Genomic DNA, 25,882 nt, shown 5'->3' on the forward strand with positions numbered 1-25,882 from the left:
CATGATCCATCACATCCGCCAACAGTCCCTCGCGCTGGGTCTGTTGGCGCTGTTGTTGTTCTGCGCCGGGATGTACCAGCAGTCGGCCATCGGCTTCGATTCGCGCTTCGTGCTGTTCGCCCAGGAGATGCTGCGTAACGGGCCGTCGTTTTTTCCGACGACCTACGGCCAGCCCTACGCAGACTACTCGGGACTTTCAACGCTATTCATCTGGCTGCTTTCACTGCCGTTCGGCCAGGTCACCAGCCTGACCGCATGGCTGCCGAGCGCCATCGCCGCAGCGGTCATAGTCACCTTGATGTACCGCCTGCTGGCACCCTACTCCACGCGTTGGGCGCTGTTGAGCATCGCCTTGATGCTGTTGACCAACACCTTCATCACGGAAACCCGCGCCGTTTCCCTCGACCTGATGCTGGCGGCCGTCGCGTTCAGCGTGTTCTACCTGGGCTATGCGGCCGATCACTTCGCGGCGCCGCGCCGCTGGGTTCTGATCTTTGCCTTGCTGATGCTGGGTTTCTGGATTCGTGGGCCAATCGGCCTGGTCATTCCTACGGGGATGCTGTGCAGCTATTTCCTGGTCAATTGCCAATGGCGACGGCTGATCGTCTTCGGATTGCTGGCAGCGATGCTGCTGGCGGTGTGCGTCGGGCTTTTGTTGTGGCTGGCGGACGTCAGTGGCGGCGCGGCCTTCTTGCAGGACGTGATTCGCATGCAGTTCATGGGGCGCATGGACGGCAGCGAAGGCTCCAACGAGGTGTTGTATTACTTCACCAGTTCGGTAGGCAACTACGCACTGGCCTGGCCACTGGCAGTGCTGGCGCTGGTGGCGGTCGCCGCTTCTGGCCGACAACAGTCAGGCCCGGCATTGCGTCTGACGCTGTACTGCGCAGTTGCTGGATTGATCGTGATGGTGGGCCTTTCCGTCCCGCAGGCGAAAAAGGCCCGTTACCTGCTGCCGATGCTGCCCATGGCGGCGATCATGGCGGCTTATCCGTTTTACGCCGTGCAAGGTCGACTGTTCGGTTGGCTGCGCGTCTTGATGCAAGGCTTATGGCTGCTGATTCCGGGGCTGCTGATCGTGACCTTGCTGGTGATACAGCGAAGATTCCCCGAAGACGTGGCCCATCTCACGTCGTTGTTCATCATTCTAGGCGCGCTGCAAGCGGTCGCCGTCGTAGCGCTCAGGCAGCCCCGCTGGCGCGCGCAGACTCTCGCCCTTTGCGCGGTCCTGGCGCTGTGGTCGGTATATATCCTGCAGTTCGAGCCGATCCAGCGACAGCTTTACGACACCCGGACCTTCAGCCACGAAGCGTTTGAACTCGTGCAAAAAGCCCCCGCACCACTGGTGATGCACGCGATGGGCAAGGATGCCAAAGCCATCAAGTTCATGGTCAACATCAATCAAGGCCTGCAACCGGAGTTCACCGATTCACCCCAGGAGCTTGAGGCCCTCAAGGGCCCGGCGTGGCTGATGATGGACCTGAACGTCTACAAGACTCTGCAAGGCACGGCTATAGGTGCATTGCCACCCGTGCTGAGCGGGCGGTTCGACAAGAATGATTTCGTGCTGCTGCACCTCGATTAAATCCCGTTGCAACGACCGAGTGTCCGACTGCTAGAGTAGCGCTCACGATCGGGCTGATGCCGGCCCGATCGAATAAGGATATTCGCGCCGTGACCCGCTACTCCCCCCTCATTCGCCGCCTGCTGATCTGCTCGCTGACCATCGTCGTCAGCCGCGCCATCACCAGCCCGTTGCTCACACTGTTCGTCAGCGACAAGCTTGGCCTCAACCAACAGGACGTTGGCTTGCTGCTGGGCATTGCGGTGTTCATCGCCACCCTGCTCTCCCTCTACGGCGGCTACATCATCGATCGCTTCGAAAAACGCCGGTTGCTGATTCTCTCGATGGCATCCAGCGCTGTCGGCCTGGTGTTGCTGACCTTTGCTGAAAACCTCTACCTGACCACGATCACCCTGATCGTCACCGAAACCGCCTCATCGCTGTTCCTGATCGGTTCGAAAGCGATCCTCAGCGACAACCTGGCGGTGGGCCAGCGCGCCAAGGCGTTTTCCCTGAGCTATACGCTGACCAACATTGGCTACGCCGTCGGGCCGATGCTCGGTGTGCTGATTGCCGGGGCCTTTGCCAGTGCACCCTTCCTGATCGCTGCGGCCATCGCTTTTTTCAGTATTTTCCTGATGACCGGGATCGCGAAGGACCCGGCGCGCTCGCCTGTCAGTGGCCAGGCGCAGAGTTTTCTCAAGACCCTGATCACCCTGAAAAACGACCGCACCCTGATCCTGTTCACCGGCGGTTGCCTGCTCAGCACCGTGGTGCACGGGCGATTTACCTTTTACCTGTCGCAGTACCTGCTGGTGACCAGCAATCCCCGGCACACCATGGAAATCATGGCCGCCCTGCTCGCCTGCAACGCCATCAGTGTGATCTTGCTGCAATACCAGATCGGGCGTTTTCTCAAGCGTGAGCAACTGCGCCAATGGATCGTTGCCGGCACTGGCCTGTTCATCCTCGGGCTGATCGGCTTCAGCCTGGCGGACAGCCTGGTGAGTTGGTGCGTGGCGATGTTCATCTTCACCCTCGGTGAAATCATCATTTACCCGGCCGAGTTTCTTTTCGTCGACACTCTGGCGCCGGAAGAACTGCGGGGCAGCTACTACGGCGCGCAAAACCTTGCTGCACTTGGCGGTGCGCTGAGCCCGGTGATTTGCGGCTTCATGTTGATGCACACCCCGGCGCCGACGATGTTTTATGCCTTGAGTACACTCGCGGCCCTGGGCGGTTTGCTGTGCTACACAAGCGGCCGACGGGGCAACTTAAAGCAAAATTAATGCACTGAAAGCTCATTAATATGAATTTGTCAGTAGCTGGATTGAACGGCACACTGTGCGCGTTCTTCCCCAACAGTTGGAACACCTTCAAGGGCTTTCTGGGTTCCCCAGTTAAGCCCTTTTTTTACCTCGATTTTTTCTGCCGGAGTTTTCTCGGAATGCTTGCTCGCTGGTTGCCCGCCGCCATCAACACCCGCCCCACCGAATGGAGCCGCGCCGCCATCGGCATGGCCTTGGGGACACTGATGAGCGTGTGGCTCTGTAGCCAGGTATTCGGCATCGAGGTGGCCCAGCACCTGATCGGCCCGCTGGGGGCATCGGCGGTGCTGTTGTTTGCGGTGTCATCGGGCGCGCTCGCCCAACCCTGGTCGATTCTCGGCGGTTACTTGAGCGCCGGGGTGATTGCCTTGCTGGTGGCCCATGTGTTGGGCCGAACCCTCGGTAGCGCTTGCCTGGCGGCGGGCATGGCGTTGATCCTGATGTGCTGGCTGCGATGCCTGCATCCACCGGCCGGTGCATTGGCCCTGACCCTGGTGCTGGCCGATCCGGCAACCATCGCCATGGACTGGAAAGCCATCGGACCGGTGATGCTCAGCGCGGCGACGATGCTGCTCTGCGCCCTGGCCTACAACAACCTGACCCGCGTTCGTTACCCCAAGAGTGCCAGCGAACCGGTGGCCAGGATTCATGCCGATCACCCGCCGGTCGACCGTCAGGCCATCACCGCCGAAGACCTGAAACTGGCGTTGGCCGACATGGAAGCGTTCTACGACGTCACGCCTGAAGACCTCGAACAGTTGATCCAGGCCAGCCAACTGCACGCCAAACGCCGCAGCGTGGGCGAGGTGCTCGCCCCACGACTGTAAGTCGCTGTTTTGGAGGTTCTTTTGCCGTGGCCGGGCGGTTCTGGCATCCTGCGCCTCCATTTTCTGACCCGGCCCGCCTTCTGGCACGCAAACCACCATGACCGCCTCCGAAAAAGCCCCCGCTCCACGCCACAGCGACCTGATCTACGGCCTCGATGACCGCCCGCATCTGACCGCCACCGTCTTCGCCGCCCTGCAACATGTGCTGGCAAGTTTCGTCGGCATCATCACCCCGACGCTGATCATGGGCAGCGCCCTGGGCCTGCAAAGCGAAATTCCCTACCTGATCAGCATGGCGCTGTTCGTCTCCGGCCTGGGCACCTTCGTGCAGGCGCGGCGCTTCGGTCCGGTGGGCTCTGGCCTGTTGTGCCTGCAAGGCACCAGTTTCTCGTTCATCAGTGTGATTCTCAGCGCCGGCTTCATGGTCAAGGCCCGGGGTGGCGGCACCGATGAAATTCTCTCAACCATCTTCGGCGTGTGCTTTTTCGCCGCATTCATTGAAGTGGTGTTGAGCCAGTTCATCGGCAAACTGCGCATGCTGATCACCCCGGTGGTGACCGGGACGATCATCACGCTGATGGGTTTGTCGCTGATCAAGGTGGCGATGACCGACATCGCCGGCGGCTTCGGCGCCCCGGATCTGGGGGCGGCCAGTCACTTGGCCCTGGCGGCGCTGGTGCTGGGCACCATCGTGGTGTTGAACCGGGTGGACGTACCGTTTCTGCGCCTGGGGGCGATTGTCATCGGCCTGACCCTGGGCTACGGGGTGGCATGGCTCCTGGGCCAGGTGGATTTCAACAGCCTGCCCGAAGTGCCGCTGATGAGCGTACCGGTACCCTTCAAGTACGGGTTCTCCTTCGATTGGGTGGCGTTCATTCCGGTGGCGGTGATTTTCCTCGTGTCGCCACTTGAGGCCGCCGGCGACCTCACGGCCAACTCGATGATCTCCCGGCAACCGGTCAAAGGCCCGGTGTACATTCGCCGGATCAAGTCCGGCCTGCTCGCCGATGGCCTCAACTCGGCCATGGCCGCGGTGTTCAACAGCATGCCGATGGTGACCTTCGCCCAGAACAACGGGGTGATCCAGCTCACCGGCGTGGCCAGCCGCTACGTGGCGTTTTTCATTGCCGGATTGCTGGTGGTGCTTGGCCTGTTCCCGATGATCGGCGCGGTACTGCAACTGATGCCGAAACCGGTGCTCGGTGGCGCCGAACTGGTGATGTTCGGCACCGTCGCCGTGGCCGGGATCAAGATTCTCGCCGAGGCCGGCCTGCATCGGCGCAACATGCTGATCGTGGCAATCTCCGTCGGCATGGGCCTGGGCGTGGCCGCCGTGCCGGAAGTCTTGCGTGAGCTGCCCAAGGCATTGCACAACATTTTCGAATCGCCCATCACCGTCGGCGCGCTGTGCGCTATCGTTCTTAATATCTTCCTGCCCGAGGAATTCATCGAACTGGAAGAGGACGAATTCGATCCGGAGGCCTCCGTGCTTCAGGTGATGCAGAACCCAGATGTGACCGCCAGGGATGAACCCGCAAAGCCTGCGATGGTCGCACAGTCGAACCACTAGACGGACTCAAGGGCTGAGCCGCTGGCGGTTCAGCCCTATTCAGATGAGAGCACGTCCATGCGCAGCCTCCACGCAGTCCTGATTTCCCTCCTGCTCTGCCTGAGCGCCTGTTCCTCGCTGCCCAATCGAGACCCGTTGAAAATCAACGTCGTGGGTGTCGAGCCCCTCCAAGGCGAAGGCATGGAAGTGCGCTTTGCCGTGAGAATCCGAGTGCAGAACCCCAACGACACCACCGTCACCTACAGCGGTGTCGCGCTGGACCTGGACATCAACGGCCAGCCCTTCGCCTCTGGCGTCACCGATGAGCGGGGTACGATCGGGCGTTTTTCCGACACCGTCGTCAGCGTGCCGGTCAGCGTTTCGGCGTTTTCGGTGATCCGCCAGACCTATGGCATCAGCCAGATGAAAACCCTCAACAACATGCCTTATGTCCTGCACGGCAAGCTATCGGGTGGGGTGTTCAACACGATGCGTTTCGTGGACAGTGGCACACTCAATCTGCCAGGGCCGATCACTGGCAGCCGTTAAACGCCTGGGAAGAAAGGGTCATTGCGCCGCTGAACTTACTCGGTGTCATTGAGAATCAGGCTGCGGTAATGCCCCGGATTTGACCCCGACCACTTGCGAAATGCCTTGTAGAACGAACTGACGTCAGCGAACCCCAGCCGCGTGGCGATTTCGCTGAAGCTGATCGCCGGCTCGGCCAGCCAGACAATCGCCAGTTCCTTGCGCACGCCGTCCTTGAGGCCTTGGTAGGTTTGCCCTTCTTCGGCCAGTCGGCGGCGCAAGGTTGAAGCCGACATGCACAGGCGTTGCGCCAGGGCTTCGGTTTCCGGCCAGTGTTCGGCCGGCAGGTGGCGCAGGTCGTGTTTGATCCGGCTGGCCAGGCTCTGCGGATCGCGGTACTTCACCAGAATGTTCGCCGGCGCACGGGCCAGGAATCGCTCGAGTTCTTCAGGGCTGCGCTTGATGGGCAGGTCCAGGCAATCGGCGGAGAAAATCATCCGCGTGCGTGGACGGTCGAAACGCAGGTTCTCGGAAAACATCACCTGATAGTCATCGCAGAAATCCGGCTTCGAACAGCGCAGTTCGATGGCCAGGATCGGAATTCGCCGTCCTGCCAGCCAGCAGGCAACACCGTGCACGATCATCCAGTAGGTGAAATAGGTGAAGGCCCGGCGCGGATCCTTGTCGTCCTCCAGCAGGACGATTTCCGCCAGGCTTTGCTGACGCACCAACTGCGCTGGCAGGTGTTCGAGGATCAACGACAGGAACCCCAGGCCGCCGGCCACTCCCGCCGCCACGTTGGGCTGGAGCATGGCGCTGCGACACAGGAACGCAAAGCTGCCGGATTTGAGTTTGCGTGGGTCCATGCCAAAGAACTCATCATCGCCGCGTCGTGCCAGCAACCGCCACAGGCGCGCATAAGCCGTGGCCGGAACACGGGCGTCGGTGCTGCCCAATAGCAGCGGGTCGATGCCGACCTTGCTCAACACCTCATCCGTGGCGGTTCCTGGCGCGCAGCTTTGCAACAGTGCTTCACGCACCAGTTGGATGGAGATGGTGTCTTTTTCCGACATGGATCGCGGCAAGCCCTGTTCTTGTTCGAGTGGGGGCATATTAGCTGAAACCACCCGCTCAACGCTGATCGAATAACCCTGTGGGAGCGAGCTTGCTCGCGATGGCTTTCCTGAGATCCACCGACTTTACAGAATGCGATAGAGCAGCCGCTCGATACGCACACGACTCACGCGCTTGAGGAACTTGGCCACGCCCGCCGGGTACTCGGCCAGGGTTTCCAGGTTCTGGAAGTGCTCGATGCGACGGGTGTGCTGAAAGATCTCTGCCAGCTCTTTGCGACGCGGCTCCAGCAGTTCGCCATGGGGATCATCGATCAACAAGGCGTTTTCCAGATCGAGTCGAAATGCCCGCGGGTTGAGGTTGTTGCCGGTCAGCAAGGTGTAACGCCGGTCGATCCACATGCCCTTGAGGTGATAGGTGTTGTCACCATCACGCCACAGGTGCAGGTTCAACTGCCCGCTGTCGATGTTGCGCTGATGACGCTTGGCAAACCGGCGCAAGCTGATTTCGTACAGGTACGGCAGCGCCGAAATGACCCGAAACGGTTCGCTCGGCGGAATGTAGAAGTCGTTGGCCGTCTTGTCGCCGACCACAATGTCGATCTTCACCCCACGGGCCAGCGCGCGGTTGATCTCGCGGATGATCGCCAGCGGCAGGTTGAAGTACGGGGTGCAAATGGTCAGTTGCTGCTGGGCGCTGGCGATCAGTTCGCAGATCACCCGGTTCAGCGGATTGTTCTTGCCGACGCCGAGCAGCGGGCTGACGGACAAACCGGTCCTGTCGGTGGTGCCCCGCGTGGTGTCGTACGCCGCGTGCTTGAGGCGGCTGCGCAGGTCACCGATGTCATTGCGCAGGCTGCGGGTGGTCGGCAGGTTCGGCAGGTCGAGGCGGTGCACCGCCTTGGACGCCACCAGGCCGTGCTGCACCAGGTGCTGCATCGAATCGGCCAGTTCACGATTGTGCAGCACGTGATAGCGGTCGTAACGGTACTTGTCGAACTTGTGCAGATAGACGTTGTTCAGGCTCGCGCCGCTGTAGATCACGCAGTCATCGATCACGAAGCCTTTAAGGTGCAACACACCGAACAGTTCGCGGGTTTGTACCGGGACGCCGTAGATCGGCACTTCGCTGGCATGGGTGCGGGTCATTTCCTGATACCAGGCGGAGTTGCCCGGTTGCTTGCCGGCACCGATCAGGCCGCGCTGGGCGCGCAGCCAGTCTACGACCACCACCACATCCAGTTCCGGACGCGCCAGTTTGGCCGCGTGCAAGGCATCGAGAATTTCCTGGCCGGCTTCATCCTGTTGCAGGTACAGCGCAACGATGTAAATGCGCCGGGTCGCGCTGGCGATTTTCTCCAGCAGGCAATGACGGAATTCTGCAGCGCCGGAGAGGACGCCAACGGCATCGGCCGCCAGCGGAAAACTGCGCAACTTGGGCAGCAGGGAGCGTTTGAAAAGCGACGGCATAGGGCTCGCAATGGGTCGAATCCGAAGAACCCGAGAGCTTACACCATGCAAAGGTTCGGGTCTTGTTACCGTCTGTAATGTCCCCTTCGCGAGCAGGCTCGCTCCCACAGGAGAATGCATTTCAATGTGGGAACGAGCCTGCTCGCGAAGACCTTTTGTCAAACACCACAAAAACCGTTTGACCAAGGAGAACGATCGTTCTACTGTTTGCCACATGAACGAAATCACCAGCAATGACACACGCGACATTATTCTGGATGTCACCGAAAAGTTGATCTACAAAAGTGGCATAGCCGCCACTGGCATGGATCTTCTGGTGAAAACCGCCGGCGTCTCCAGAAAAAGCATCTACCGCTACTTCGCCAACAAGGACGAACTGGTGGTGGCGGCCCTGCAACGCCGCGACCAGCGCTGGATGCACTGGTACAGAGGCGCAGTCGGCCAGGCAGAAACCCCGGCCGAGCGACTGCTCAACCTGTTTACCGTACTCAAGTCGTGGTTCGCCTCGGAAGGTTTCCGTGGCTGCGCCTTCATCAACACCAGTGGCGAAACCGGCGACCCGCAGGACCCGGTGCGCCTGGTCGCCAAAGAGCATAAACAGAAGCTGCTCGACTACGTGTGCGAGCTGTGTACCGAACATGGCGCCGAGGATCCGCAGCTGCTGGCCAGACAGCTGCTGATCCTGATCGACGGTGCCATTACCGTGGCGCTTGTAATGGGTGATCACAGTGCCGCCGATAATGCGCAATGCATGGCGCGAAAGTTATTGGACCTGTAGCAACTCAATCAAGCTCGACAGTTGTTTAATCATTAACTTGATACGGAGACTTGAAATGTCTAATGCCGAAGTTCGTCCGCCATTACCCCCTTTCACCCGTGAATCGGCCATTGAAAAAGTTCGCCTGGCCGAAGACGGCTGGAACTCCCGCGACCCCGAGCGTGTGTCCCTGGCCTATACCCTGGACACCCAATGGCGCAACCGCGCCGAGTTCGCCCACAACCGCGAAGAAGCCAAGGGTTTCCTGACCCGCAAATGGGCCAAGGAACTGGATTATCGGTTGATCAAGGAACTCTGGGCGTTCACCGGCAACCGCATTGCCGTGCGTTATGCCTATGAATGGCACGACGATTCGGGCAACTGGTTCCGCTCCTACGGCAACGAAAACTGGGAGTTCAACGAGGACGGCCTGATGGCCCACCGCTTCGCCAGCATCAACGACATGCCGATCAAGGAAAGCGAGCGCAAGTTCCACTGGCCGCTGGGGCGTCGGCCTGATGATCATCCGGGGCTGTCGGATCTGGGCCTGTAGTTTGAATTCGCACTAATCCCTGTGGGAGCGAGCTTGCTCGCGATGACGACGGCACATTCAACATTGATGTGGCTGACACACCGCCATCGCGAGCAAGCCCGCTCCCACAATGGTTTTGTGTTGTGCAGGTGGTTAAGATGCAGCCCTTCCCCGCAGCCTCTTTCTGCACCCGCCGAATAAGCCGACCCCATGCCTTTCGAACTCAGTGTTGACCTTTCCACCCTGGCCATCCTGGCCCTTGTCGCTTTTGTTGCCGGTTTCATCGACGCCATCGCTGGCGGAGGCGGCCTGTTGACCACCCCGGCCTTGCTGACCGCCGGCCTGCCGCCGCACCTGGTGCTGGGCACCAACAAGCTCAGTTCGACCTTCGGCTCGGCCATTGCCAGCTACACCTTCTATCGCCGCAAGCTGTTCCACCCCGAGCAATGGGTGCACGCCATCGTCGGCACCCTGGTCGGCGCGCTGACCGGTGCCGTGGTCGCCCATTACCTGCCAGCGGAATGGCTGAACAAAATGCTGCCGGTGATCGTTTTCGCTTGCGGTGTCTATCTATTGTTTGGCGGCACGCCGAAAGCGCCACTGGACAGCAACGCACCGATCAAGAAAAAGTGGCAGTCGACCCAAGGCTTCAGCCTCGGCTTCTATGACGGCGTGGCCGGTCCGGGCACGGGCGCGTTCTGGACCGTGAGCAGCCTGCTGCTCTACCCCATCGACCTGGTGAAAGCCAGCGGTGTGGCGCGCAGCATGAACTTTGTCAGCAACGTGGCGGCGCTGTCGATCTTCATCTTTTCCGGTCAGGTGGACTGGATCATCGGCCTGTGCATGGGCTCGTCGTTGATGGTCGGCGCCTTCTTCGGCGCCCGCACCGCCATCAGCGGCGGCGCGAAATTCATTCGTCCGGTGTTCATCACCGTGGTGCTGGGCCTGACCGTGCGCCTAGCCTGGCAGCACTGGTTCAGCGTGGCCTAAACGCCGGGCCACATAGACGTCGATCAGGTAACGGGCAATCGAGCGTGACGCCGGCAACGGCGGCAGCTCGTGCACGTTGAACCACTGGGCGTCCTCGATCTCGTCTTCCTGACAGACAATCTCGCCACCGGCATATTCGGCGTGAAAGCCGAGCATCATCGAGTGCGGGAACGGCCAGCACTGGCTACCCATGTACTGGATATTCCTGACCTCGATGCTCACCTCTTCACGAACCTCGCGAATCAGGCAGTCCTCGGCTGATTCACCCGGCTCGGCAAACCCCGCCAACGTGCTGTAGACACCGCTGACAAAACGCGGTGAGCGTGCCAACAGCACTTCATCACCTCGGGTCACCAGTACGATCATGCTCGGCGAAATCCGTGGATAGCTGCGCAGATCGCACGGCTGGCAATACATCGCCCGTTCGCGTGGCACCTGGGTCATGGCCTGACCGCAGTTACCGCAAAAACGGTGCTCGCGGGCCCAGGTGCCGATCTGTGCGGCGTAACCGAGCACTTTGTAGAGCGTGTGATCGCCTTCGAGCATGAACGCCCGCAGGCCTTTCCAGTTGCAACCCGGCACTTCGCTGTGACTGCGCAGCTCCAGCAGATAGACCGGCTCGCCATCGAGATGACCGATGCCATGTTCGGCAAGAATCGACAGGTCCTGACGTTTTAGCCATTCGCGAGCGAACAGTGCGCCATTGTCATCGAACAGAAAGCCTTCGGGGCTGCGCGCGATAGCCCAGCCGCCGGGTTGATCGGTGTCCAGTACTGCGGTGGTCCAGCGAGGAATCATGGTTAATCAATCCAGAAATTCGGGTTTCTGTTTGCTCATATGGGCGGCCATGGCCACGCGCAGATCGGTGGATTGCAGCATGGCGGCGTTCCAGGTGGCGATGTATTCGAGGCCGTCATCGATGCGATGGTCACGCATGTAGCTGATCATCTCCTTGGTGCCGGTGACGGCAATCGGCGACTTGCTGGCGATTGTGTAGGCAATGCCCATGACGCCGTCGAGCAGGCTGGCGTTGTCGCTGTAGACGCGATTGACCAGGCCCATGCTCCGCGCTTCGTCGGCGCCAAACGTGCGACCAGTGTAAGCCAGTTCACGCAGCATGCCGTCACCGATGATTCGCGGCAAGCGTTGCAGCGTGCCGACGTCGGCGGCCATGCCGATGTCGATTTCCTTGATCGAGAACTGTGCATCCTCGGCGGCATAACGCATGTCGCAGGCTGCAATCAGGTCGATGGCGCCCCCCAGGCAGTAACCCTGAATGGCCGCAAGCACCGGTTTTCGGCAGTTATCGACGGCATTGAACGACGCTTGCAGGGTGAGGATCTTGCGCCGCAACAGGCGCGCATTGCGGCCCACGTCCTTGCCCAGTTCATTGGCCACACCGGCCAGCATCATCAGGTCGATCCCCGAGGAGAAATGCTTGCCTGCGCCGCTGAGGACTACCACGCGCACTTCATCCGTGTCGTCGATCCACTGGAAGATCTCGACGATCTCGCTCCAGAACGCCGCGTTCATCGAGTTGATCTTCTCCGGGCGGTTGATCTGCACATGGGCGATTTTATCGGCCAGTTCGACGTTGAACGCAGTGTACTGAGACATGCCAGTGATCCTTTAGCGGGCAAAAATGAGGCCCGAACTATAACAAGGCACCAAGGTGGGCAGTAAGGCAGCGGTTCGGCCAAATGCGGGACTCAATGATGCGCACCATAACAGTGCACACCTGATAAATCACGTCGCACATTTATGTGACTGCCCAGTGACTTTTTGAGGCCAAAACGCAAAAAAACATGCACTTCGTCGGGGCGTTTGCACCTCGATCAGGCACGTCCGTACCGCTACAAACCGATTGTCGAACAATTTTGCCATCTGCCCTTTACCGCTCTAAGTTCTGGCCTAGACTCATTTTCTCAAAGCGAAACCGGTCGGTCACAAAATGGAAAAATAGTCGAAACTTTTTCCAATCCCGATCGGTCCTCTGACAAGAAGGTGCGTTGCGACTGGTGCAATCTTTGCAACGGCTGATTCAACCCTTTTGCTTCGACGCATTGGGCAGCGCTTGCTCACTGATGCGCAGCGCGTTTGCGCCGGCCACGGGAATTGGCCATGGAACACCGTTTGCCAGACCTAAGAATTAGATCAACAACACGGGAGATTCATATGATCAGTACGGCTTTGGAAATACAGGGAGAGCGTGCTCATCAGGTCGGCGAATCGAGCGCCGTTACTGCCGCAAACACCCAACCCGTCAGCGTTCCAGGCACCAGGACCCTGACCCCGGCAGCCAACCAGAATCCGAACCGTAAAAAAGTCCTGTTCGTCACCTCGGAAATTGCCGACCTGGTGAAAACCGGTGGCCTGGGCGACGTTTCCGCAGCGCTGCCACGGGCCATGGCCCATCTGCACGATGTACGGGTGTTGATCCCCGGTTACCCGCAGGTGCTGCACAGCGAAAACCCGATTCATATCATCGGCGAGCTTGGCGGTCATGCTGCGCTGCCACCGTGCAAGATCGGGCGCATGGACATGCCCGATGGCCTGGTCATTTACGTACTGATCTGCCCCGAACTCTACGAGCGCGAAGGTTCGCCCTACGGCGCCAACAACGGCCGCGACTGGCCGGACAACCATATCCGTTTTGCCCGCCTGGGCCTGGCGGCTGCCGATATTGCCGCCAACCTCGCGCAGATCCACTGGTGCCCGGACCTGGTGCACGCCCACGACTGGCCCGCCGGACTGGCCCCCGCCTACATGCACTGGCGCGGGCAGCGCACGCCGACGCTGTTCACCATTCACAACCTGGCGTATCAAGGCGTGACCAGCCTGGGCTCGTGCCCCGAACTGGGCATTCCCCATCACGCGCTGCAACAGGAAGGCATGGAGTTCTACGGCAAGATGTCGTTCCTCAAGGCCGGCATGGCCTATTCGAGCCACATCACCACGGTTAGCGCGACCTACGCCCAGGAAATCACCACCCCGGATTTCGGCTGCGGTCTCGACGGTTTTCTTGCAGCCAAGACCCAGCAAGGCCTGCTCAGCGGCATTCCCAACGGCATCGATGAAAGCTGGGATGCAGCGACCGATCCGCACCTGTTCTGCCCGTTCAACATCGGCGACTGGGATGGCAAGGCCGTGAACGCCGCCCATGTCCGCGAGCTGTTCGGCCTGGAAGACTCCGAAGGTCCCCTGTTTGCGGTGGTCTCGCGGCTGGTTTATCAGAAAGGCCTGGACCTCACCGAGGCGGTGTCCGAGTACATCGTCAAAAACGGCGGCCAGATCGCGATCATCGGCCGTGGCGAGCCGGAAGAAGAACAGTCGATGCGCGAACTGGCCCTGCGTTTCCCCGGGCAGATCGGCGTGCGCATCGGCTTCAACGAAACCGACGCCCGGCGCATGTTCGCCGGCAGCGACTTCCTGCTGATGCCTTCGCGTTACGAGCCATGCGGCTTGAGCCAGATGTACGCCCAGCGCTTCGGCTCGTTGCCGGTGGCCCGCAACACCGGCGGCCTGGCCGACACCATCGAAAACGGCTTGACCGGTTTCCTGTTCGATGAATCCACGGTGCAGAGCTACCAGGAAGCCCTGAGCCGCGCGTTCAAGGTGTTCGCCTTTCCCGACCTGCTGCACGCCATGCGCTGCCGGGCCATGGCGGCGCCGTTCAACTGGTGCAAGGCGGTCGAACCCTACGCCGAGCTCTACGAACAGCTTGTGGCGAAAGCATTGGGGAAATCGAACAAACAGTAAGAGGCTTTCAAGATGCCGTTACGGACCCTTGAGACCTGGCCCCACGGCGCAATCATGCTGGACGCAGAGCACACGCGATTCGCGTTGTGGGCGCCAGATGCGTTCTACGTCAGTGTCGAACTGGAAAATGGACAGTCCTTGCCGTTGCTGCCCCAGGCCGACGGCTGGTTCGTGAGCAACATCCGATGCGCGGCGGGCACGCGTTACCGCTACAGCATCGACGGCGAACTGGAAGTGCCCGACCCGGCCTCCCGTGCTCAGGCCGGCGACATCGACCGGCACAGCGTGGTGGTCGATCCGCTGGCCTATGCGTGGCAACACAGCGCCTGGCTGGGGCGGCCGTGGAACGAGGCGGTGATCTACGAATTGCATGTCGGTGCGCTCGGCGGCTTCAGCGCCGTCGAGCAGCATCTGGCGCGGCTGGTCGAACTGGGTGTCACCGCCATCGAACTGATGCCCGTCGCGCAGTTTCCCGGCGAGCGTAATTGGGGTTATGACGGCGTCCTGCCCTACGCGCCACAGGCGTCATACGGCTCCCCCGAGCAGCTCAAGCACTTGATCGACACCGCCCACGGCCACGGCCTGGCGGTAATTCTCGACGTGGTCTACAACCACTTCGGCCCGGACGGCAATTACCTGCATCGTTATGCCAAGGGCTTTTTTCGCGAAGACAAGCACACGCCGTGGGGCGCGGCCATCGACTTGCGCCGTCGCGAAGTGCGGGACTTCTTCATCGAAAACGCCTTGATGTGGCTGCTCGAATACCGCTTCGACGGTTTGCGCCTGGACGCGGTACACGCGATCGAAGACCCGGATTTCCTCCAGGAACTGGCGCGACGGGTGCGCCAGCAGACCGGACCGGCGCGGCATGTCTGGCTGATGGTGGAGAACGAACACAACCAGGCCAGCTTGCTTGAACAGGGTTACGACGCGCAGTGGAACGATGACGGCCACAACGCCCTGCATGTGTTGCTGACCGGCGAAACCGAGGCTTATTACGCCGATTACGCGCAAAACCCCACCGAACAACTGGCGCGCTGCCTGAGCCAGGGCTTCGTGTTCCAGGGCCATCTCAACCGCCATGGTGTGGCGCGGGGTGAACCCAGCGGGCATCTGCCGCCCAGTGCATTCATCCTGTTTTTGCAGAACCACGACCAGATCGGCAACCGGGCCTTCGGCGAGCGCCTGCATCAACTCGCCCACCCGCAAGCGCTGCGGGCCGCCACGGTGTTGCTGCTGTTGTCACCGATGATTCCGCTGCTGTTCATGGGCGACGAGTTTGCCGTCGAGCAACCCTTTCTGTTTTTCACCAGCCATCACGGTGAACTGGCTAAACAGGTTCGCGACGGCCGGCGCAACGAGTTCGCGGCGTTCAGCGCCTTTACCGATCAGCTGCAGCGTGAATACATTCCGGACCCGAACGATCCGCAGACGTTTGCAGCGTCCCGCCCGGTCCTGCCATCGACCGGCCATTGCGAGATGTACGACCTGTATCGCCGACTGTTGCAGATCCGTCACCGGCACATCATCCCGCGCCTGCCGGGCGCCCAGGCACTGGGCACCGACGTGCTGGGCGAAGCCGCGATCAGTGCCTCCTGGCGCTTGGGCGATGGCAGCCAACTGCGCATTGACCTGAACCTCGGCGCCAGGCCCGTAGTCCACACCTCACAGACCGGTGCCATGCCCTTGTTCGAATACCCGCCACAGAATCCCGACCTGCCGGCCCCGAACACCCTTGCCCCGTATTGCGCGCTCGTCAGCCTCGCCGCCGCAGCCCCCTTTGCTACCTCGTTTGGAGAGCGTCCATGAGTGATGCGCAACTGGAAATCCTGGCCAGCCGTGCCGGCCTCGCCGTCGACTGGATCGACGCCAACGGCCGCCCGCAAAAAGTCGCGCCGTCCGTGTTGCGCAACGTGCTGACCGGCCTTGGCCACCCGGCCGGCGGCGCTCAGGAAATCGATGCCAGCCTGCTGGAATTGCAAGAGACGCAACAGACCCATCACTTGCCGCCATTGATCACCGCCGATGTCGGGAAGGGCCTGGACCTGGCGCGTTTTTTCGAGCCCGGGACCCCTTGCGAAATCCACCTCGAAGACGGTTCGCGGCTCAACCTGAAACTGGACGCCAACTCGGTGCTGCCAGGGCTGGTACCGGTCGGCTATCAACAGGTCAGCATCGACGGACAAAACTTCACCCTGGCCGTGGCCCCGGCTCGTTGCTACAGCGTGGCCGATGCCGTGAACAACCCCATCCCGCGTGCCTGGGGCCTGAGCGTGCAGTTATATGGATTGCGCCGCGCCGGCGATGGCGGCTTTGGTGACACCCAGGCGCTGGAGGACCTTGCCCGGGTGGCCGGCGAGCGTGGCGCCGAGGCACTGGCGATCAGCCCCTTGCACGCGATGTTTTCCAGTGACACTCAACGCTACAGCCCGTATTCGCCGTCCAGCCGTTTGTTTCTCAACAGCCTTTACTGCGCCCCCGGCACCATTCTTGGCGAGCGCGCGCTGCGTACCGCCATCGATGCAACCGGACTGGCCATTGAACTCCAGGCACTGGAAGAGCGTCCGCTGATTGACTGGCCGGCCGCCGCCGAAGCCAAGCATCGGCTGTTGCAGTCGCTGTACGAAGGTTTCGTCCAGGGCGAACACCCGTTGCACGAAGACTTCAGCAGCTTTCGTCACGCCGCCGGCGAAGCGCTGGAAAATCATTGTCGCTTCGAAGCCATCCAGGAGGCGCGCGCCGCCCGGGGTGAACACCTCGACTGGCGGCAGTGGCCCGAACCCTGGCGCAATCCGCGCAGCGCCGAACTGGCGGCATTCGCCGAAGAGAATGCCGGGCGCATCGGCTTCTTCGCCTTCTGTCAGTGGCTGATCACTCGCTGCCTGGAGCGCGCGCAAACCGCCGCCCGCGCCAGCGGCATGAGTATCGGCCTGATCGCCGACCTGGCCGTTGGCGCCGATGGCGGCGGCAGCCAGGCCTGGAGCCGTCAGGACGAACTGCTCGCCTCCCTCACCGTCGGTGCGCCGCCGGATATTCTCAACCGCACGGGCCAGGGCTGGGGGATTTCCGCGTTCTCCCCTGAAGGCCTGGTGCGCAATGGTTTCCGGGCCTTCATCGAAATGTTGCGGGCCAACTTCGCCCACTCCGGTGGCTTGCGCATCGATCACGTCATGGGCTTGCAACGTTTGTGGGTAATCCCCAATGGCTCGCCGCCGGCCGACGGCGCCTACCTGTACTACCCGGTGGACGATCTGCTGCGTTTGCTGACCCTGGAATCCCATCGTCACCAGGCCATCGTCCTCGGCGAAGACCTCGGCACCGTGCAGGATGGCCTGCGGGAAAAACTCATCGCCCGTTCGATACTCGGCATGCGGGTGTTGCTGTTCGAACAGGACAACACGCACTTCAAGCCAATCCTCGACTGGCCGGACAACGCCCTGGCCACCACCAGCACCCATGACCTGCCCACCCTCAACGGCTGGTGGCATGGTCGCGATATAGACTGGAACGCCCGGCTCGGCATGGTCGATGCCAGCGGTGAAATCGAATGGCGCCAGCACCGCGAACGCGAGCGTGAAGGCCTGCGCCGGGCGTTGAGCCAGGACCCGCAGAACTTTCGCGAAGAGTCCCACGAAACCGACCAGGTGCTCGATGCCAGCGTGCGCTTCCTCGGTCATACCCGGGCCCCCTTGGTGCTGCTGCCGCTGGAGGATGCCCTGGGTGTGGAACAACAGGCCAACCTGCCCGGCACCATCGACACCCACCCCAACTGGTCGCGGCGCTTGCCGGGCTACAGCGAAGCCCTGCTCGACGGAGCGGATGCCGCGCGACGCCTGGAATTGCTCGCCTGTGCGCGACTCCAGGCGGCCGAGCGTGATCGATGACCCAGGTGCCGCCCCGTCCACTGCGCGCCACCTTGCGCCTGCAATTTCACAAAGGCTTCACGCTGGAAGATGCGGTGCCACTGGTGCCGTATTTCGCCCGTCTCGGCATCAGCCATGTCTATGCCTCCCCGCTGCTTCGCGCCCGCGCCGGATCGATGCATGGCTACGACGTGGTGGACCCGACCAGGGTCAACCCGGAGCTGGGCGGTGAGGCGGCGCTGCGCAGCCTGGTCAGTGCCTTGCACGAGCACGACATGGGGCTGATCCTCGACGTCGTCTCCAACCACATGGCGGTCGGCGGCAGTGACAATCCCTGGTGGCTGGATTTGCTGGAGTGGGGACGCCTGAGCCCTTACGGCGAGTTTTTCGATATCCAGTGGCACTCTCCCGATCCGTTGATGGAAGGCCAGCTGCTCCTGCCGTTTCTGGGCAGCGACTACGGCGTCGCGTTGCAGGACGGCACCCTGCCCCTGCGGTTCGATGCCTGGCACGGCGCCTTCCATGTCGAGCACTACGACCACCGCTTTCCGATTTGCCCCAGCGATTACGGGGAACTGCTCAGGACCGATGCGCCGCTCGATACGCAACAGGCCGAGCAACTGAAAAGCCTGGCCGATCGCTTCAGCACCCTGAGCTACCAGACCGACGCCCACAGCCTGGCCCTACCGCTGAAAGCGGAACTTCGCGATCTGGTCAGCGATCCGGCCCTTGCCCAGGCCATTGAGCAGCACCTGAACAACTACGACTCACTGACCGACGAAGGCTTCCAGCGCCTGCACAACCTACTGGAGCGCCAGAGCTATCGTCTCGCCAGTTGGCGCACCGCCGCCGATGACATCAACTGGCGGCGCTTCTTCGATATCAATGAACTCGGCGGACTGCGGGTCGAGCGTCCCGCCGTGTTCGAAGCCACCCACGCGAAGATCTTCCAACTGGTGGCTGAAGGGCTGATCGACGGGTTGCGCATCGACCACATCGACGGCCTCGCCGACCCGCGAGGTTACTGCCGCAAGCTGCGCCGCCGGGTCGACAGCCTTTCGGCGGGCCGCCACTTGCCCATTTATGTGGAAAAGATCTTCGGCGAAGGCGAAACACTGCATCGCGACTGGTCGGTGGACGGCACCACCGGCTACGAGTTCATGAACCAGTTGTCACTGCTGCAACACGACCCACGGGGTGCGCAGACACTGGCCGAACTCTGGCACCGTCACAGCGAGCGGCCTGCCGACTTCGGCCAGGAAGCCCAACTGGCCCGCCAGCAAATCCTCAGCGGTTCCCTGGCCGGAGATTTCGAAAGCGTTGCCCAGGCCTTGCTGCAAGTGGCCCGGGACAACCTCATGACCCGCGATCTGACCCTCGGCGCCATTCGCCGGGCCTTGCAGGCATTGATCGTGCATTTCCCGGTGTACCGCACCTACATCAGCCCCCTTGGCCGCTCGGCCCAGGACGAGGTGTTTTTCCGCCAGGCCATGGACGGCGCCCGCCAAACCCTCGGCGAAGCGGACTGGCCGGTACTCGACTGCCTGGCCGGCTGGCTCGGCGGTGAACCCTGGCGGCAGCGTCCGGCCGGTCGCGAACGCAAACGCCTCAAGCACGCCTGCGTACGTTTCCAGCAACTGACCTCGCCAGCAGCGGCGAAAGCGGTGGAAGACACCGCGCTCTATCGTTCGGCCGTGCTGCTCTCGCGCAATGACGTTGGCTTCAATACCGAACAGTTCAGCGCACCGCCCGCCGACTTTCATCAGGCCTGCATCGAACGCCTCGAGACCTTCCCGGACAATCTGCTGGCCAGCGCCACCCACGACCACAAACGCGGCGAAGATTCACGGGCGCGGCTGGCGGTACTCAGCGAGCGCAGTAGCTGGCACGCCGACCAGATCGGCCTGTGGCGCGCCCTCGCCCGGCCCTTGCGCAACGACGATCAGATGCCATCGACGGGGGATGAATTGATTCTGTACCAGGCGATCCTCGGCAGTTGGCCGTTGGAGTTGTCTATCGATCATCCGCCGGCCCTCGAGGACTACGCACAACGCCTCTGGCAGTGGCAACACAAGGCCCTGCGCGAAGCCAAATTGCAAAGCAGCTGGAGCGCGCCAAATGACCCTTACGAGCAAGCGACAGAGGACTTCATCCAGCGCCTTTTGCTGAGCCCCGAAGGCGAGCTGTTGCGTACGGCCCTGGCCAAGGCGGCCCGCTCGATTGCCGCCCCCGGAGCACTCAACGGTTTGGCGCAAACCTTGCTGCGCATGACCGTGCCCGGCGTGCCGGACTTGTATCAGGGCAACGATTTCTGGGACTTCAGCCTGGTCGATCCGGACAACCGCCGCCCCGTCGACTACGCCAGCCGCCAGCAGGCGCTGCAGCAAGCGGTAGACCTGCCGGACTTGATGCAGAACTGGCGTGACGGGCGCATCAAGCAAGCCTTGATTGCGCGCACCCTGAGCCTGCGCGCCGAACATGCCGAGCTGTTTCGGCGTGGCACCTACCAGGCTCTGGAAGTGGTGGGCAGCGAGGCCCATCGAGTGCTGGGTTTTGTCCGTGAACAGGAGGGAAACCGCGCCATCGTGATTGTGCCGATACGTTGTGCCGAATTGCTGGAAAACGGTGCTGTACCACAGGTCCACGCGCCGCTGTGGGGCGATACCCGGATCAAACTGCCGTTCACCGTCCCTGACGAACATCTGGAGGGACTTTTTTCCGGCATCACAGTCACAAAACACAGGGAGCTGCTGATCAGCGCCGCGCTGGGGGATTTCCCGGTCAATCTCATTTTTCAAACTGCCCACACTTGAGTTCAGTTCAGGAGCATTACGATGAGTACCGACGATAAACGCATCCGCGAATTCGCCTATCAGATCTGGGAATCCGAAGGAAAACCCGAAGGCCAGGAAGCCCGCCATTGGGAGATGGCGTGCAAACTGGCGGAAGCCGAAGCCCTGGCCCCGAAAAAACCGGCCAAGGCAGCCACTAGCAAAACCCCGGTCAGCAAAACGGCCAATGGCAAGGCTGGCGATGCCAAGGTCGCCGCACCAAAAACCAAGGGCAAACCGGCGGCGGCTTCGAAGGTGATCCCGCCGGGGGAAAAGGCCGTCGTGAAAAAGCCCCGGGCGCCGCGAAAACCGCCAGCGGTTTGAATATGTCTTGAGGCCCCTTCGCGGGCAAGTCGGACCGCCGCACCGCCGCTCCCACAGTGTTTGGTGGTGTAACAGCAATCTGTGGCAACTCACAGGTCCCTGTGGGAGCGGGCTTGCCCGCGAAGAGGCCATCACTTCCAGCATTGATGTTGCCTGACACACCGTTTTCGTCGGAACGCCGCCCGGAGCAAGCTGGCTCCTACAGGTTGCCGCCGCTTAAAGGAATACCTATGACCAGTCCAAAGAAAGCCGCCGCGCCAACCCCTCGTGCCGAAACAACACGAATCCGCGAAGGCCTGCCCTTTCCGCTGGGGGCCACCTGGGATGGCCTGGGCGTCAACTTCGCCCTGTTTTCCGCCCACGCCACCAGGGTTGAACTGTGCCTGTTCGACGACGCCGGCGAAGTGGAACTCGAACGCATTGAACTGCCTGAGTACACCGACGAGATCTACCACGGCTACTTGCCCGACGCCCATCCCGGGTTGATCTACGGCTATCGCGTCTACGGTCCGTACGACCCGGCCAACGGCCATCGCTTCAATCCCAACAAACTGCTGATCGACCCCTACGCCAAACAACTGGTCGGCAAACTGAAATGGTCCGAAGCCCTGTTCGGCTACACCATCGGCCACCCCGACGCCGACCTCAGCTTCGATGAACGGGACAGCGCGCCCTTCGTGCCCAAATGCAAGGTTATCGACCCGGCGCACACCTGGGGCCACGATCATCGTGTCAGCGTGCCGTGGGACAAGACGATCATCTACGAAACCCACGTGCGCGGCTTCAGCATGCGTCACCCTGCCGTCCCCGAAAACCTGCGCGGCACCTTTGCCGGGTTGATGGTCGATGATGTGGTGGAGCACATCCGCAAACTCGGCGTGTCGACCGTGGAGCTGCTGCCGATCCACGCTTTCGTCAACGACCAGCATTTGCTGCACAAGGGCATGACCAATTATTGGGGCTACAACAGCATTGCGTTCTTCGCCCCCGACCCGCGTTACCTGGCCAGCGGCAAGATTGCCGAATTCAAGGAAATGGTCGCGCACCTGCACGAAGCCAATCTGGAGGTGATCCTCGACGTGGTCTACAACCACACCGCCGAGGGCAACGAGCAAGGCCCGACCCTATCCATGCGCGGCATCGACAACGCGTCCTACTACCGCCTCAAGCCCGATGACAAGCGCTTCTATATCAACGATTCCGGCACTGGCAACACACTGGACCTGAGCCACCCGTGCGTGCTGCAAATGGTCACCGACTCCCTGCGCTACTGGGCCTCGGAAATGCACGTGGACGGCTTCCGCTTCGACCTGGCGACCATTCTGGGGCGTTATCACGACGGATTCGACGAACGCCACAGCTTCCTCGTGGCCTGCCGCCAGGACCCGGTGCTGCGCCAGGTCAAACTGATCGCCGAACCCTGGGACTGCGGCCCCGGCGGTTATCAGGTCGGCAACTTTCCGCCGGGCTGGGTCGAGTGGAACGACAAGTTTCGCGACACCGTGCGCGCCTTCTGGAAAGGCGACGACGGCCAACTGGCGGACTTTGCCAGCCGCCTGACCGCTTCGGGGGAGATGTTCAATCAACGTGGTCGGCGGCCTTACTCATCGGTCAATTTCGTCACCGCCCATGACGGTTTCACCCTCAACGACCTGGTGTCGTACAACGACAAGCACAACGAGGCCAACGACGAAGACAATCAGGACGGCAGCAACAACAACCTGTCCTGGAACCACGGCGTCGAAGGCCCCACCGACGATCCCGAGATCAATGCGCTGCGCCATCGGCAGATGCGCAATTTCTTCGCCACCCTGCTGCTGGCCCAAGGCACGCCGATGCTGGTGGCCGGCGACGAGTTCGCCCGCACCCAGGACGGCAACAACAATGCGTACTGCCAGGACAGCGAGATCGGCTGGGTCAACTGGGACTTGAGCGAAGACGGCAAGGCCCTGCTCAAGTTCGTCAAACGCCTGATCAAGTTGCGCCTGACCTACCCAGTCCTGCGGCGAGGGCGTTTCCTGGTGGGTAATTACAACGAGGACATCGGCGTCAAGGACGTGACCTGGTTGGCGCCGGACGGCACGCAAATGACCACCAAGCATTGGCACGATGCGCACAATCGTTGCCTGGGCATGCTGCTCGATGGCCGCGCCCAGGAAACCGGCATTCGCCGCAAAGGCATCGACGCGACGTTGATGCTGGTGGTCAACGCGCATCACGACATCGTCAATTTCCGGCTGCCGGAAGTGCCTGACGGCGGTTTCTGGACGTGCATGATCGACACCAACCAGCCATCGATCCACGGCCAGGAACGCTTCGAGTTTGGCCACGAGTACTCGGTCACCGGCCGCTCATTGCTGCTGTTCGAGTTGCAGCATGAGGAAGAAGAGTAAAAAAACCTACAACCAGTTTTGGCCGCAACACCGCAGAGCGGAAAAATCATTCCGGGCAGGTTCGCGACGCGACGAATAGCGTTACATGAGCAATACTCGATTCGCGGCAATCCAGGGTTTGGCTTGTCGCACCGCTATCAACGAGCCCTCACGGGTCTGCCGGGCTTGTCCGATGCACGACTGAAGGCGACGCAGAACAAGGACGTATCCACCATGAAACCCGTTTCCCTGAGCGAAGCCAATCTGCCATCACAGATCTGGAACAGCGCCCCGCAACTGGACAGCATTCCGGTCATCAGTACCCAGTCGCTTGTGCCCATCGGCGCACGCGCAGTGCTCATTGCCCCACACCCCGGCGATGAAGTCGTGACCTGCGGTGGCCTGCTGCAGTTGCTCAGCAATCTCGGCCACCCGCTGCAATTGATCTCGATCACCGACGGCAGCGCCAGCCATCCGGGCTCTCGGCAGTGGTCGGAAAAGCGCCTCAGCGTATTTCGTCCCCAGGAAAGCGTCGAAGCCATCCGCCGGCTCGGTTTGCCAATGCACAGCCTGAAGTGGATTCGTGGCGGGTTTACCGACAACGCGCTGGTGGAGCACGAAGATCAGATCGCCCAATTCATCTCTCGCTACCTGCGCCCCGGTGATGTGGTGTTCAGCACCTGGCGCGAGGACGGCAACGTCGACCACGACACCGTTGGCCGCGCCAGCGCCAGGGCGGCGGCCAATGTAGGGGCAACCTACAACGACGTACCGTTCTGGGCCTGGCACTGGCCGGCACGGGACCGGGAGCTGATTCCCTGGCACCGTGCCCGTAAGGTGCGCCTCGATACCTGGACCGTCGCCCGCAAGAGCCACGCCACCCATGCCTACGCCAGCCAACTGGACGGCGAACCGGCCATCGGCCTCGCGCCGTTGCTGCCCCGGCCGTTGCTGGAGCGTATCCGTTTGCCTTATGAAATCGTGTTGGTATGAAATCATCGATTATCGGTTCGGCTCAGCCCATCGGACTGAACTGACTGCCGTCACATCAGTCGCATACATAAGCAGCCCTGAGTCAGAGGAGTGCAAGTGGCCAGTCATTCAAAACGGCAGGCAGCCGAATCGACACCCTTGAACACGCCCCCGGCGATTCATCGGCTTCGCGTGCTGACGGTTAACACCCATAAGGGTTTTACCGCTCTCAACCGGCGCTTCATCCTTCCTGAATTGCGTGAAGCGGTGCGCAGTACGTCGGCAGACCTGGTGTTTCTGCAAGAAGTCGTCGGCGAGCACGATCGCCACTCCTCCCGCCACAACGATTGGCCACAAACCTCGCAATATGAATTCCTTGCCGACAGTATGTGGAGCGATTTCGCCTATGGGCGCAATGCCGTCTATCCCGACGGTCACCATGGCAATGCCCTGCTGTCGAAATACCCGATCCGCGAGTATCGAAACCTGGATGTTTCCATTACCGGCCCGGAACGCCGCGGCTTGCTGCACTGCGTGCTGGACGTGCCGGGGCATCGCGAAGTGCATGCGATCTGCGTTCACCTCAGCCTGCTGGAAAGTCATCGTCAGCTGCAGTTGCAGTTGCTCTGTCAGCTCCTCGAATCCTTGCCGGATGATGCGCCGGTGATCATTGCCGGCGACTTCAACGACTGGCAGATGCAGGGCAATGCCACCCTTGCCCGCCGCGACTACTTGCACGAAGCCTTCGAACGCCACCTTGGCCGTCCGGCCAAAACCTACCCCGCACGGTTTCCCTTGCTGCGCCTGGACCGCGTCTACCTGCGCAACGCCAGCAGCCACAAACCGCAAATACTGGGAAACAAGCCTTGGACGCACCTGTCTGACCATTTGCCGCTGGCGGTGGAAGTGCATCTCTGAACCACAGGTTTTTTTGACGATTCTTCGAACAAACAAGCACTTATGGGCACGTCATAAATCAATCACTTAAACCGTTACCACTTATCGGCGATCTTCTTGACTCGACCGTTGCGGTCTTCTTGACTTCACCTTACTACCCCCGGAATCAACACCAGGACCAGCCTCAGGCACCCGTAAAAACGGGCAGCCCGTGACGCCCCTAGTCCATTCGGCCGCCCCTCATTC

20 protein-coding genes are annotated in these 25,882 nt (G+C 61.3%); 16 read left to right on the forward strand and 4 right to left on the reverse strand.

The window, feature by feature from the left end; translation table 11 throughout:
• Position 1 precedes the first annotated feature (1 nt).
• The 5 genes from KGA96_RS09700 (at position 2) to KGA96_RS09720 (ending at position 5,817) form a co-directional block, all read left to right on the forward strand.
• Positions 2–1,585: an ArnT family glycosyltransferase gene (locus tag KGA96_RS09700; RefSeq protein WP_185754720.1), complete on the forward strand. Its 1,584-nt coding sequence runs from the start codon at positions 2–4 to the stop codon at positions 1,583–1,585.
• Positions 1,586–1,641: 56 nt separating this feature from the next.
• Positions 1,642–2,853, forward strand: coding sequence for an MFS transporter (locus tag KGA96_RS09705; RefSeq protein ID WP_046037097.1), 1,212 nt, complete (start codon positions 1,642–1,644; stop codon positions 2,851–2,853).
• Positions 2,854–3,011: 158 nt separating this feature from the next.
• A complete protein-coding gene (locus tag KGA96_RS09710; RefSeq protein ID WP_046037099.1) occupies positions 3,012–3,719 on the forward strand; it encodes an HPP family protein in 708 nt (235 codons plus the stop codon).
• A 97-nt stretch (positions 3,720–3,816) separates the two neighbouring features.
• Complete coding sequence (locus tag KGA96_RS09715; RefSeq protein ID WP_046037100.1) at positions 3,817–5,289, forward strand: nucleobase:cation symporter-2 family protein; 1,473 nt, start codon at positions 3,817–3,819, stop codon at positions 5,287–5,289.
• Between the two features lie 57 nt (positions 5,290–5,346).
• Positions 5,347–5,817, forward strand: a complete 471-nt coding sequence (locus tag KGA96_RS09720) for an LEA type 2 family protein (RefSeq protein WP_046037101.1) — start codon at positions 5,347–5,349, stop codon at positions 5,815–5,817.
• A 35-nt stretch (positions 5,818–5,852) separates the two neighbouring features.
• On the opposite strand, the gene KGA96_RS09725 is transcribed toward KGA96_RS09720, so the two are convergent.
• Both KGA96_RS09725 and pssA read right to left on the reverse strand, forming a co-directional pair.
• Positions 5,853–6,869 carry an AraC family transcriptional regulator gene (locus tag KGA96_RS09725; protein WP_046037102.1) on the reverse strand — a complete coding sequence of 339 codons (1,017 nt, stop codon included), beginning with the start codon at positions 6,867–6,869 and terminating at the stop codon, positions 5,853–5,855.
• Between the two features lie 126 nt (positions 6,870–6,995).
• Positions 6,996–8,339, reverse strand: a complete 1,344-nt coding sequence (gene pssA, locus KGA96_RS09730; protein ID WP_223512589.1) for a CDP-diacylglycerol--serine O-phosphatidyltransferase — start codon at positions 8,337–8,339, stop codon at positions 6,996–6,998.
• 214 nt (positions 8,340–8,553) lie between these two features.
• Between pssA and KGA96_RS09735 the strand changes: the two genes are divergently transcribed.
• The 3 genes from KGA96_RS09735 to KGA96_RS09745 all read left to right on the forward strand — a co-directional run bounded on the left by KGA96_RS09735 (position 8,554) and on the right by KGA96_RS09745 (position 10,618).
• Positions 8,554–9,117, forward strand: coding sequence for a TetR/AcrR family transcriptional regulator (locus KGA96_RS09735; protein ID WP_223512591.1), 564 nt, complete (start codon positions 8,554–8,556; stop codon positions 9,115–9,117).
• A gap of 55 nt (positions 9,118–9,172) precedes the next feature.
• Complete coding sequence (locus KGA96_RS09740; protein WP_046037105.1) at positions 9,173–9,649, forward strand: DUF1348 family protein; 477 nt, start codon at positions 9,173–9,175, stop codon at positions 9,647–9,649.
• Between the two features lie 189 nt (positions 9,650–9,838).
• Positions 9,839–10,618: a TSUP family transporter gene (locus KGA96_RS09745; protein WP_046037106.1), complete on the forward strand. Its 780-nt coding sequence runs from the start codon at positions 9,839–9,841 to the stop codon at positions 10,616–10,618.
• Here KGA96_RS09745 and nudC read toward each other — a convergent pair.
• Positions 10,586–11,416, reverse strand: coding sequence for an NAD(+) diphosphatase (nudC, locus tag KGA96_RS09750; protein ID WP_046037107.1), 831 nt, complete (start codon positions 11,414–11,416; stop codon positions 10,586–10,588). The genes KGA96_RS09745 and nudC overlap by 33 nt on opposite strands.
• Positions 11,417–11,422: 6 nt before the next feature.
• Positions 11,423–12,235, reverse strand: a complete 813-nt coding sequence (locus KGA96_RS09755; RefSeq protein WP_223466990.1) for a crotonase/enoyl-CoA hydratase family protein — start codon at positions 12,233–12,235, stop codon at positions 11,423–11,425.
• Between the two features lie 558 nt (positions 12,236–12,793).
• Here KGA96_RS09755 and glgA point away from each other — a divergent pair.
• The 8 genes from glgA to KGA96_RS09795 all read left to right on the forward strand — a co-directional run bounded on the left by glgA (position 12,794) and on the right by KGA96_RS09795 (position 25,657).
• Positions 12,794–14,377, forward strand: coding sequence for a glycogen synthase GlgA (gene glgA / locus KGA96_RS09760; RefSeq protein ID WP_223512593.1), 1,584 nt, complete (start codon positions 12,794–12,796; stop codon positions 14,375–14,377).
• 12 nt (positions 14,378–14,389) lie between these two features.
• Complete coding sequence (treZ, locus tag KGA96_RS09765; RefSeq protein ID WP_223512595.1) at positions 14,390–16,186, forward strand: malto-oligosyltrehalose trehalohydrolase; 1,797 nt, start codon at positions 14,390–14,392, stop codon at positions 16,184–16,186.
• A complete protein-coding gene (malQ, locus tag KGA96_RS09770) occupies positions 16,183–18,261 on the forward strand; it encodes a 4-alpha-glucanotransferase (RefSeq protein ID WP_046037111.1) in 2,079 nt (692 codons plus the stop codon). The genes treZ and malQ overlap by 4 nt, the downstream gene beginning before the upstream one ends.
• Entirely contained in the window at positions 18,258–21,053 is a 2,796-nt protein-coding gene (locus KGA96_RS09775; protein WP_223512597.1) for a malto-oligosyltrehalose synthase, read from the forward strand. The genes malQ and KGA96_RS09775 overlap by 4 nt, the downstream gene beginning before the upstream one ends.
• A gap of 21 nt (positions 21,054–21,074) precedes the next feature.
• Positions 21,075–21,395, forward strand: a complete 321-nt coding sequence (locus KGA96_RS09780) for a DUF2934 domain-containing protein (protein WP_223466983.1) — start codon at positions 21,075–21,077, stop codon at positions 21,393–21,395.
• A gap of 230 nt (positions 21,396–21,625) precedes the next feature.
• The gene (glgX, locus tag KGA96_RS09785) at positions 21,626–23,788 is read left to right on the forward strand and encodes a glycogen debranching protein GlgX (protein ID WP_046037115.1); all 2,163 of its coding nucleotides are present in this window, start codon (positions 21,626–21,628) and stop codon (positions 23,786–23,788) included.
• 213 nt (positions 23,789–24,001) lie between these two features.
• The gene (locus KGA96_RS09790) at positions 24,002–24,760 is read left to right on the forward strand and encodes a PIG-L deacetylase family protein (protein WP_223466982.1); all 759 of its coding nucleotides are present in this window, start codon (positions 24,002–24,004) and stop codon (positions 24,758–24,760) included.
• A gap of 96 nt (positions 24,761–24,856) precedes the next feature.
• Positions 24,857–25,657 carry an endonuclease/exonuclease/phosphatase family protein gene (locus KGA96_RS09795; RefSeq protein ID WP_223466981.1) on the forward strand — a complete coding sequence of 267 codons (801 nt, stop codon included), beginning with the start codon at positions 24,857–24,859 and terminating at the stop codon, positions 25,655–25,657.
• Positions 25,658–25,882 lie beyond the last annotated feature (225 nt).

Source organism: Pseudomonas sp. GL-R-26, from assembly GCF_019947365.1.
Taxonomy (GTDB): Bacteria; Pseudomonadota; Gammaproteobacteria; order Pseudomonadales; family Pseudomonadaceae; genus Aquipseudomonas.